At 34.9% G+C, this 11,198-nt stretch carries 7 protein-coding genes; 1 reads left to right on the plus strand and 6 read right to left on the minus strand.

The features are described 5' to 3' along the window. Window positions 1-87: 87 nt before the first annotated feature. Window positions 88-2,319 (plus strand): cation:proton antiporter, encoded by a 2,232-nt coding sequence (locus VLC96_RS04335; protein ID WP_325260837.1) that lies wholly within the window; start codon window positions 88-90, stop codon window positions 2,317-2,319. A gap of 183 nt (window positions 2,320-2,502) precedes the next feature. Here VLC96_RS04335 and guaB read toward each other — a convergent pair whose 3' ends face one another. From guaB to carB, 6 genes are all read right to left on the minus strand, one after another. Further along, window positions 2,503-3,975, minus strand: a complete 1,473-nt coding sequence (gene guaB / locus VLC96_RS04340) for an IMP dehydrogenase (protein ID WP_325260839.1) — start codon at window positions 3,973-3,975, stop codon at window positions 2,503-2,505. A gap of 132 nt (window positions 3,976-4,107) precedes the next feature. After that, window positions 4,108-5,511: a DUF5723 family protein gene (locus tag VLC96_RS04345; protein ID WP_325260841.1), complete on the minus strand. Its 1,404-nt coding sequence runs from the start codon at window positions 5,509-5,511 to the stop codon at window positions 4,108-4,110. Next, window positions 5,508-6,059: a hypothetical protein gene (locus VLC96_RS04350; protein ID WP_325260842.1), complete on the minus strand. Its 552-nt coding sequence runs from the start codon at window positions 6,057-6,059 to the stop codon at window positions 5,508-5,510. Before VLC96_RS04350 ends, VLC96_RS04345 begins: the two co-directional genes overlap by 4 nt. A 114-nt stretch (window positions 6,060-6,173) precedes the next feature. Further along, window positions 6,174-7,037: a hydroxymethylglutaryl-CoA lyase gene (locus VLC96_RS04355; RefSeq protein ID WP_325260843.1), complete on the minus strand. Its 864-nt coding sequence runs from the start codon at window positions 7,035-7,037 to the stop codon at window positions 6,174-6,176. Window positions 7,038-7,093: 56 nt separating this feature from the next. Then, window positions 7,094-8,113 carry a quinone-dependent dihydroorotate dehydrogenase gene (locus tag VLC96_RS04360; RefSeq protein ID WP_325260844.1) on the minus strand — a complete coding sequence of 340 codons (1,020 nt, stop codon included), beginning with the start codon at window positions 8,111-8,113 and terminating at the stop codon, window positions 7,094-7,096. Between the two features lie 567 nt (window positions 8,114-8,680). After that, the coding region (gene carB / locus VLC96_RS04365) for a carbamoyl-phosphate synthase large subunit (protein WP_325260846.1) at window positions 8,681-11,198 on the minus strand (2,518 nt) is incomplete at its 5' end.

Below are 11,198 nucleotides of genomic sequence, written 5' to 3' on the forward strand. Positions count from 1 at the left end.
ATTCTATGTCTCTATGTGGTAAAAAATAATTTCACCCAACGCGTTAAATTATTTTTTCTTAATTAGCTCCTAAAAAAATAGAACCTTATGAGTGCAGTAGCCGAAACGACACAACATCTCGAACCTTTAATTACCGATTTAGGATTGATTCTAATGACGGCAGGAATTGCTGTTGTTATATTTAGAAAACTCAAACAGCCATTGGTACTTGGGTATTTGATTGCTGGTTTTTTGGCTGGAAATCATTTTGATTTTTTTCCTTCGATAAAAGATATTAAAAGCGTCGAAGTTTGGGCAGAAATTGGAATCATCTTTTTGCTATTCAGTCTGGGATTGGAATTTAGTTTCAAGAAACTGATGAAAGTTGGCGGCACTGCATCTATTACTGCAGGGGTTCAAATCGCGAGTATGTGCGCTATCGGGTACAGTGTGGGACAATGGCTGGGTTGGCCAAAGATGGATAGTATCTTTCTGGGCGTAATCCTATCGATATCATCGACGACTATTATTTTAAAATCCTTTGACGAATTGGGTGTAAAGACACAAAAATTTGCCGGAATCGTTATTGGTTCGCTGATTGTTCAGGATATTCTTGCCATATTGATGATGGTTTTATTATCAACCATTGCGGTGAGTAATCAGTTTTCAGGGAGCGCTCTTTTAATGTCGGTGCTGAAATTGGTGTTCTTTCTGGTGCTTTGGTTTTTGGGCGGGATTTTTATTATTCCAACCGTTCTCAAAAAAACCAAGCATTTACTCACTGACGAAATGTTATTGATTATCTCACTGGCTCTTTGCTTGACAATGGTTATTTTTGCTGCAAAAGCTGGTTTTTCACCCGCACTTGGCGCTTTTATAATGGGTTCAATAATTGCCGAAACTACTCAAGCCGAACACATTGAACATTTAATTAAACCTGTAAAAGATTTTTTTGGCGCTGTATTTTTTGTATCGGTTGGAATGTTAATTGATCCTAATGCTTTGTACGAGCATGCTCTTCCTGTAATTGTTCTTTCTATGGTTACTATTTTGGGGCAATCGATTAGCTCAACTTTTGGCGCTTTATTATCGGGACAACCTCTAAAAGAATCTATCAGAACGGGAATGAGTTTGTCACAAATTGGGGAATTCTCTTTTATTATTGCAACTTTGGGAGTGACATTGAACGCCACCAATTCTTTTTTATATCCAATTGTAGTGGCTGTTTCGGCAGTAACGGTTTTTACGACTCCGTTTATGATTAAATATTCATTGCCTTTTTCGGAATATTTGGCGCATAATTTGCCTCGAAAATGGACTAAACGAATCGAACGTTACTCAGCCAGCACACAAGCAATAAAAACAGTTAGTTTGTGGCAAACGGTAATTAACGCTTTTTTAATTCAGGTCATTGTTCTCGTGGTTATCATCATAGCTATTATATTGATTTCTGCCCGATTTATTGTGCCATTAGTAAATGATTATCATTTAGGAAATTCATTTGGCGCTTTGATAATTTTAGCTATTCTTTCGCCGTTTTTATGGGCGCTAGCTTTTCGAAGAGTTGCTGTGGCCGAAGTCGAACAATTAATGCGCGACCGCAAATCTCGTGGTCCTTTGACGATGTTGTTTTTCATTCGTATTATACTGTCTATTTTCTTTATTGGGTTATTATTAAATATATTTTTCTCGCCTAGAGTTGCTTTCATCGCATTGATAATTGCCATTATAATCTATTTAATTTTTCATAAAAAACTGCACTCGCAATATCATAAAATTGAGAATCACTTTCTAGCCAATTTAAACGACAGAGAAATTGCCAAAGCCAAAAGAAGCCGAAGCGATTTAACTCCTTGGGACGGACACATGGCCTTTTTTGACATTGCTGCGGAATCAAACATTGCCGGCGAAGCATTGAAAAACTTACAAATCAGAGAGAATTTGGGTATTAATATTGTCTCAATAAAACGTGGCGATGTTATGATTCATATTCCGGAAGCTAACGAGCGTATTTTCCCTGGTGATGAAGTCTGTGTCATCGGGACTGATGCGCAAGTTCAGGAATTTAAAAAATATCTCGACCAACATGAAATGGATCTTTCTCCTGAGGTAGTTGAACCCGATATTGTTCTTAGACAAATCGAATTAAAGAATCATACCTTTTTAGGAAAAAGCATTAAAGATTCTAAACTGCGCGAAAAAACAAAAGGTTTAATTGTAGGTATCGAAAAAAGAGGAAACAGAACCTTAAATCCTGAATCGAATGTCATCTTAGAAAAAGACGATATTTTATGGATTGTTGGAGACAAAAAACTATTGGCAGATTTGGCTCATGATTAGAAAATGAGTTCTAAGTTTCTAAGATTCCAAGTTGATTATAGCAAGCAAAAAAGCAAAGCTTAACTTAATAACCTTGGGTGCGAGAGTCTCATAAGGCGAGGCAAACGCAAAGCTATAAAGCAATAAAAAAAGGTGCAAGAATTCAATATCCTGCACCTTTTACTTTTAGACTCTCGTCTTATATTATCTCGAATAATTCGGAGCTTCTTTGGTAATTGTTACATCGTGTGGATGACTTTCATTAATCCCACTAGCAGTAATGCGAACAAAACGTCCTGAATCCTGCAAAGTAGCAATGTCTTTGGAACCACAGTATCCCATTCCTGCACGAAGTCCTCCAACAAATTGTTGCATGCTTTCGTTCAATTCTCCTTTGTAAGGAACACGACCTACAATTCCTTCCGGAACCAGCTTCTTAACATCATCTTCCACATCTTGAAAATAACGATCTTTTGAACCTTCCTGCATAGCTTCAACAGAACCCATACCTCTATATGATTTGAATTTTCTTCCTTCAAAAATAATAGTTTCACCTGGAGATTCCATTGTTCCAGCTAATAATGAACCTAACATTACGCTATCCGCTCCGGCTGCAATCGCTTTTGGAATATCTCCTGTATAACGAATTCCACCATCGGCAATTACTGGAACTCCTGAACCTTTTATTGCTGCTGCAACTTCAAGAACTGCAGAAAATTGAGGAAATCCAACCCCTGCAACAACTCTTGTCGTACAAATCGAACCAGGTCCAATTCCTACTTTTACACCATCAGCACCATTTTCTACTAAATATTGAGCTGCTTCTGGAGTGGCAATATTACCAACAATTACATCTAGTTTTGGGAATTTAGCTTTTACCTCTTTCAAAACATCCACCACCCCTTTGGTATGACCGTGAGCAGTATCAATAATTACAGCATCTACACCTGCATTTACCAAAGCAGTTGCTCTTACAACGGCATCAGGAGTAACTCCCAAAGCAGCTGCAACTCTCAAACGACCAAATTTATCTTTGTTGGCATTTGGTTTTTGAGTCAATTTGGTAATATCTCTAAAAGTTATTAAACCAACCAACTCCTTTTTATCATTTACAACAGGTAATTTTTCAATTTTATGACCTTGCAATACTACCTCAGCTTCTTCTAAAGAAGTTCCTTCAGCAACAGTTACTAAATTATCTTTGGTCATAATTTCAACAATAGGTCTTGAACCATTTTTTTCAAAACGCAAGTCTCTATTGGTAACAATTCCTTTAAGGATTTTATTTTCGTCTACAATTGGAATACCTCCAATACCATATTCTCTCATCGCATTTTTAGCATCCGAAACTGTAGCAGTCATTAATAAAGTAACAGGATCTAAAATCATACCAGACTCAGCACGTTTTACCTTACGCACTTCGGCTGCTTGCTGCTCGATAGTCATGTTTTTGTGCAAAACACCAATTCCTCCCTCTTGTGCCATAGCAATTGCCATAGAACTTTCGGTTACTGTATCCATAGCGGCAGATACAACAGGAACATTTAAAGTAATATTTCTTGAAAATTTGGATTTGATACTCACCTCGCGAGGAAGAACGGTTGAGTAATTAGGAACTAACAATACATCATCGTAAGTTAAACCTTCACCGACAATCTTTGAGTTATGTGCTTTCATGTTGCAATTTCTAGTTAAATTGCATGCAAATGTACATAATCTTAAGCTAAAAACCTCTTTATTAAACTATATTTTAGAAACAAAAAGTAATGGACAAAAAATTTACAACCTGTCTTATGAAATCTGAGAGCTTCACCTACCACTTCCTCCCGCTATAATATTAAGACCTATTTGAAAAGTGAGGGCATTTGCCTTCGAGACATCTTTCAGCGCAAAAAGATTGTCTGCCATTGCATAAAAATTGAACATTCCTATATTTGTCGTCAGTCCTAGTCCGACATTCGAATAAGAATACGAATCGATTGTATAAGTGGCTTTCACTTGCAATTTTTCAAGAATTCGTCTCCTGTAATAAGCAGTAAGGGCTACCATCGGTGTTTTTGGTGTACTCATTATAAAAAGCTGCGCACCAATACTATTTCGATACCAAGAATCTTCATCTGTTGCACAATTACATTCTGTTTGTCTTTCTTCTTCAAATGAATATTGAAAAGACGAATAAAATTTCACAGGTCGCCAAGTCGTATATTTATGATACAATGTATCCAACGGTATTGCGTCAAGAAAATCGTCATAGGCATCACCGCCTGTACCATCCGAATTGATTTCGGTAATTACCCCCTTAAAAGTATAATCACCTTTCCATGTGAAATTTTCGACTTGCTTTGAGTGTTTTATAATACCAACGTCAATTAAACTAGCCGTTAGCTGAATATTTCTTTTTGGATAGTAAGTAATTCCCAAGTCCACACCTACTCCAAGGTTTCCTCCAAAAAATGCGCTTTTGGTAATATCATGCTTTATATCACTTGCAGCATCTCCATCATAATTTTCATCCAAATATTTTTTTACGCCGGAGGTATTCAATTCTAAATCTGATTTAATGACCTGATCGTAAATCAAATCTTGCCCTTGACTCGTAACAAAATAACCTGAATTGTGTGTTGAAGTTCCATTAAAGACACTTGAATAAATTTTTCCGCGAGCTCCAAGAATTAGTTTTTCATTAATTTGTTTATTAAAACCGAGATGAAAAACATATAATAATTCTGCTTTGGCGCTCAAATCACTCATATCAAAAGACTTTCCCAAATAATCTTTATTTCCATATAAAGAAAAGATAGCATAATCTGTTGGTACAAAAATGAAAGAATCTAATTCCTGATACATTCCAAAAGACACGTACGATTTACTTTCCTCTCCTCCAAACCTAAATCCTGCGGTAAAAATTTCGAGTTGCTGATTGGCCGTGATATAATCTTTGCTATTGGTCGAAGCAACGATATTTTTAACTTTTGTTGTAAAATCTACATCATTATTAGCAAATAAATTATACGCATCAAACCCTGTAGAACCCACATTCGCCGAAATACCCGACAACAAGGGCACTCCAAAAAACCATTTGTATTTGACGTCCGCCCCAGGATTTGTCAAAAGACTTTGAGGTTGTGGCGTAAAATTATACAAAATCTCTTTATTCTGAGAAAAGCCATAAAAAGAGAAAAAAAAACCAATAAGGATTATTATTTTTCTCATTTTACATTGAAATAAGCAGTTAGACTTGAGCTCAATTCAACTCTGCCGGGAGTTGTTGGTGTTATTGGTGTTCCAGGTAACATCGTAACAGAAAAACCCATTTTGGCCGTATTTTTTATAATATCAACTTTGGCGGCGGTAAATATTTCTGTGTGCTCTACGACAATTTCGGTTCCATGCGATTCACCAATATTTAGCGGTAATGTGTAGAGAGGCGTATCATTTTCATCATAAAAAACAACCCTTAAAGCAAATCCACGCGCAATCGTATTTTTAACTTTAAAATACATTTCAGCTTTAACCAAATCATCCTTAACAAATTCTGTAGTCAAGAAATCAACTTCGGAAACAATCGAAACAAAAGGAACTTCTACACCATTATAAAGGAAATTTGTAGCTGGACCATTAACATATGCAAGATTGGTTATAAAAACGGGTTGTATATTGAAATCATCAGCTTGCTCGTAATCTAAATCACTACTACATGAAAAAAGGCAGCTTACAAACGCGCTAATTAAAATAATTCTTTTGAAAAAAATAAATTTCATATAGCTTCATTTAAATTACTGAATAACGATTTCTAAAAAAATAAGAATTTATACTAAAGTAAGAAAAAATTAAAACACTTAATTATCAATTACTTAAATAAAAAATTATTTTTTTTAATGAAATTCACCAAATAACTTCGAAGCTTCATTGTAGGCACTTTCGAAACTCATCGGACTACAATTGGTATTTTCTTTTTGAACTGTGAAATAAGACAGTAATTTCTCTGTAGGCATGTTACCTGTCAAATTATCTGAGGCCATTGGGCAGCCTCCAAAACCTTGAATCGCACCATCAAACCGGCGACAGCCGCCTTTGTAAGCGGCATCTATTTTCTCCAACCATTTATCAGGTGTGCTATGGAGATGAGCTCCAAATTCAATTTGAGAATATTGCGGAATCAAATGAGAAAATAAATATTCAATCACATCTGGGGTTGAGCTCCCTATGGTATCTGAAAGTGATAAAGTTTTAACCCCCATCGCTGCTAGTTTTTCAGTCCATTGGGCCACAATTTCAACATTCCACGGATCTCCATAAGGATTTCCAAAACCCATTGAAAGATAAGCAACAGTTTCTTTATTGGTTTTATCGGCAATATTTAAAATTTCCTCCAACGTTATCAAAGATTCGGCAATCGTTTTGTGCGTATTACGCATTTGAAAATTTTCTGAAATAGAAAAAGGAAACCCTAAATACTGAATAGCTGAATGTTGCGAAGCCAAAGTTGCTCCCTGAACGTTAGCAATAATGGCTAATAATTTACTTTTTGTTTTAGATAAATCAAGCTGTTCTAAAACCTCAGCAGTATCTTGCATTTGAGGAATAGCTTTCGTAGAAACAAAACTACCAAAGTCAATCGTATCAAAACCAACCCGTAATAAAGACTGTATATAAGCAGCCTTTTTCTCCGTTGGAATAAAGGTTTTTATGCCTTGCATAGCATCACGTGGACATTCGATAATTTTTATTCCCTTCATAACTATCAAATATATAAAAAGGTTTTGAGTTGTAAAGAAAGAAAATCGTTATGCCACTATTTTTTTGATAAAATTGCTTTATTTATTTCCTTAATTAATGCTGGACCTTCGTAGATAAAACCAGTATAAAGTTGCACTAAACTCGCTCCTGCGTCCAATTTTTCTAACGCATCCTGAGCTGAATGTATTCCTCCTACTCCAATAATTGGAAAAGCTCTATTGCTTTTTTCGGAAAGAAAACGAATTACTTCTGTAGAACGTTTACGTAGCGGTTTTCCTGACATTCCACCAGTTTCTACTTTATTTGCAGATGTTAAACCTTCACGGGACAAAGTAGTATTGGTAGCTATAACTCCAGCAATTTTTGTTTCCTTAACAATATCGATGATATCCAATAATTGAGAGTCGGTCAAATCTGGAGCTATTTTTAATAAGATCGGCTTTTGCTTTGGCTTTGCCAGATTCTCATTTTGTAAAGTTTGCAATAATTGTGTTAAAGGCTCTTTTTCTTGCAGTTCGCGAAGATTGGGTGTGTTTGGAGAACTCACATTAACAACAAAATAATCAACATAATTATACAAAGCTTCAAAACAAATAATGTAATCAGAAGTTGCATTTTCATTTGGAGTAACTTTATTTTTTCCGATGTTTCCGCCAATTAGAACTCCTTTGTTTTTCTTTAACCTTTCTACAGCTTCCTGAACTCCGCCATTATTAAAACCCATTCGATTAATAATCGCACTATCTTCTATCAAACGGAAAATTCGCTTTTTTGGATTTCCATCCTGACCTACAGGAGTAAGTGTTCCAATTTCTATAAAACCAAAACCTAAATCGGACAACTCTTGAAATAAAGTCGCTTGTTTATCCATTCCAGCTGCTAAACCAACAGGATTTTTGAACTTTAAACCAAAAACTTCAGTCTCTAATCGTTTATCGTTTACTTGATATAAAAATCTAAAAAGTGCTGAAACTCCTGGAATTTTTGAAACTATTCTAATTAGTGAAAAGGTAAAATAATGGACTTTTTCTGGATCAAAACAAAAAAGAATAGGACGTATTAAAATCTTGTACATAGTTCAAAATATTGATTGGTGCAAAAGTAAAGAAATGTTTTTAGTTTATTGGCATCAAAGCTTTATAAACACGCCTTCTTATCAAATTTTTAAGGCTCGAAAATAGCCTCAAATTTCTCTTAAAAAATAAAAAACGATACAGGAGCATCGCTTTTTATCTTCACCAACCAATTAACAATTAAATATTACTTTATATGACAGCTATACAGCTGTTTTGTCTTATCAAACTATCCTTTTCTTCTGACTAATTTTTTTAATTTACCACACTTACGTTTCGTTGAAAAAGCGTAAGTAAATTTAAGTAAAAAACAAATAACATTATAAAAAAAACAAAGAAAAGTATTGATTATCAGTTGTTTTTATTTAAAACATAAAATATTTACTGTAATTTTCATGGTGATAAAAGTATACATTGGATGCATTGATTTTTTAGTAAAAACTTAAAAGCATTTAACATTAATTCAATTATTTTCAATGTGCTTTCTGTATGGAATCTTATCACTATCAAGTCTATTCAACAACAAAAAAAAGCCCCATTTGGGGCTTTTACTTATGTATAATTAAGTTTTATTTACTCAAATACATTTTTCTTCTAGAGTACAATTCGTAGAATTGATCGTCTTTTAAATCATCTATAAACAAGATGCTTTCTCCTGTTGATTTCATCTCTGGTCCTAATGCTTTGTTTACATTATGGAATTTACTGAAAGAGAATACTGGTTGTTTGATTGCATACCCTTTTAACTGCGGATTGAAATCAAAATCAGTTACTTTGTTATGACCTAACATTACTTTGGTTGCATAGTTCACATAAGGTTCAGCATAAGCTTTAGCAATAAATGGTACTGTTCTTGAAGCTCTAGGATTCGCTTCAATTATGTAAACTGTATCGTCTTTTATCGCAAATTGGATGTTAATTAAACCTACCGTTTTAAGAGCTTTAGCAATTTTATGCGTATGATCTTTGATCTGTTGCATTACAAATTCACCCAAGTTAAATGGCGGTAAAGTTGCATTACTATCACCAGAGTGTACTCCGCAAGGCTCAATGTGTTCCATTATACCAATTATATAAACATTTCCATCAGCATCGCAAATTGCATCAGCTTCTGCCTCGATTGCTCCAGCCAAATAATGGTCTAAAAGCAATTTGTTTCCTGGAATCGTTTTCAATAAATTGATTACATGTTCTTCAAGTTCTTGTTTGTTAATTACAATTTTCATTCCCTGACCTCCAAGTACATAAGAAGGACGAATCAATAATGGAAAGTCTAAAGTATCTGCTAAAGCAGAAGCTTCGTCAGCTGTTTCGGCAATTCCAAATTGTGGGAAAGGGATATGTAATTCTCTCAATAAATCTGAAAAACGTCCTCTGTCTTCCGCTAAATCTAGTGCGTCAAAACTAGTTCCGATGATTTTCACCCCGTATTTAGATAGTTTTTCAGCTAATTTCAAAGCTGTTTGACCACCTAATTGAACAATAACACCCTCAGGTTTTTCATGTTGAATGATATCGTAAATATGTTCCCAGAAAACTGGCTCAAAGTACAATTTATCAGCAGTATCAAAATCTGTCGATACTGTTTCTGGATTACAGTTAATCATGATGGTTTCGTATCCACATTCTTTTGCTGCAAGCACACCATGTACACAAGAATAATCAAACTCAATTCCTTGCCCAATTCTGTTTGGTCCCGAACCTAAAACTACAATTTTCTTTTTGTCGGTTACAACACTTTCATTGTCAACATAACGCTCTCCGTTTGCTTTTTCGATTTCAGCTTCAAAAGTAGAGTAATAATAAGGTGTTTTTGCTTTAAACTCAGCAGCACAAGTATCTACTAATTTAAACACACGATTTATATTCATTTCCATTCTCAAAGCATGAACCTCACTTTCCAAGCTATTTGTCATATGAGCAATCTGTCTGTCAGCAAATCCTTTTTGTTTTGCTTCCAATAAAAGCTCTTTTGGTAAATCAGAAATTTTATAATTTGAGATTTCTTTTTCTAAAACATAAAGTTCTTCATATTGTTTCAGGAACCACATATCTATTTTTGTGATTTCATGAATACGGCTCAACGGAATTCCCATTGCAATCGCATCATAAATTACAAAAACACGATCCCAACTTGCAAAAGTTAGTTTCTCTATAATTTGTTCGTAGTTTTTATATCCTTTTCCGTCGGCACCAATTCCGTTTCTTTTAATCTCTAAAGATTGAGTTGCCTTGTGAAGTGCTTCTTGGAACGAACGTCCAATTCCCATTACTTCACCTACCGATTTCATTTGGAGTCCCAAAGTTCTGTCAGCACCTTCGAATTTATCAAAGTTCCAACGAGGTATTTTTACAATTACATAATCTAAAGTTGGTTCAAAAAGAGCCGAAGTTGATTTTGTAATTTGGTTTTGTAACTCATCAAGATTATATCCTAAAGCCAATTTAGAAGCAATTTTAGCAATTGGGTAACCCGTAGCTTTTGAAGCCAAAGCAGATGAACGAGATACACGAGGGTTAATTTCAATGGCAACAATATCTTCTTTTTCATCAGGTGAAACTGCAAATTGCACGTTACAACCTCCAGCAAAATTTCCAATACTACGCATCATTAAGATGGCATAGTCACGTAATTTTTGGAAGGTTTTGTCTGATAAGGTCATTGCAGGGGCAACGGTAATCGAATCTCCGGTATGAATTCCCATTGGATCCATATTTTCGATAGAACAAATGATTACTACGTTATCATTTTTATCTCTCAAAAGTTCCAATTCATATTCTTTCCAACCCATCAAGGCTTTGTCAATCAAAACTTCGTGAATTGGCGATGCTTCAAGACCTCTTGTTAACAAGGCATCAAAATCTTCTTTTTTATAAACAACTGCTGCCCCGGTTCCTCCCAAAGTAAATGAAGGACGGATAACCAGTGGAAAACCAAATTCTTGAGCAATTTCTTTTCCTTCTAAGTAAGAAGTAGCTGTTTTTGCCGGCGCAGTTGGTACTTTAATTTTTTCTAAAAGCTGTTTAAATTGCTCTCTGTCTTCAGTAATATTAATTGCGTTAACATCAACACCGATTAATCTTACT

It is taken from the genome of Flavobacterium sp. (assembly GCF_035456085.1).
Lineage (GTDB): Bacteria > Bacteroidota > Bacteroidia > Flavobacteriales > Flavobacteriaceae > Flavobacterium.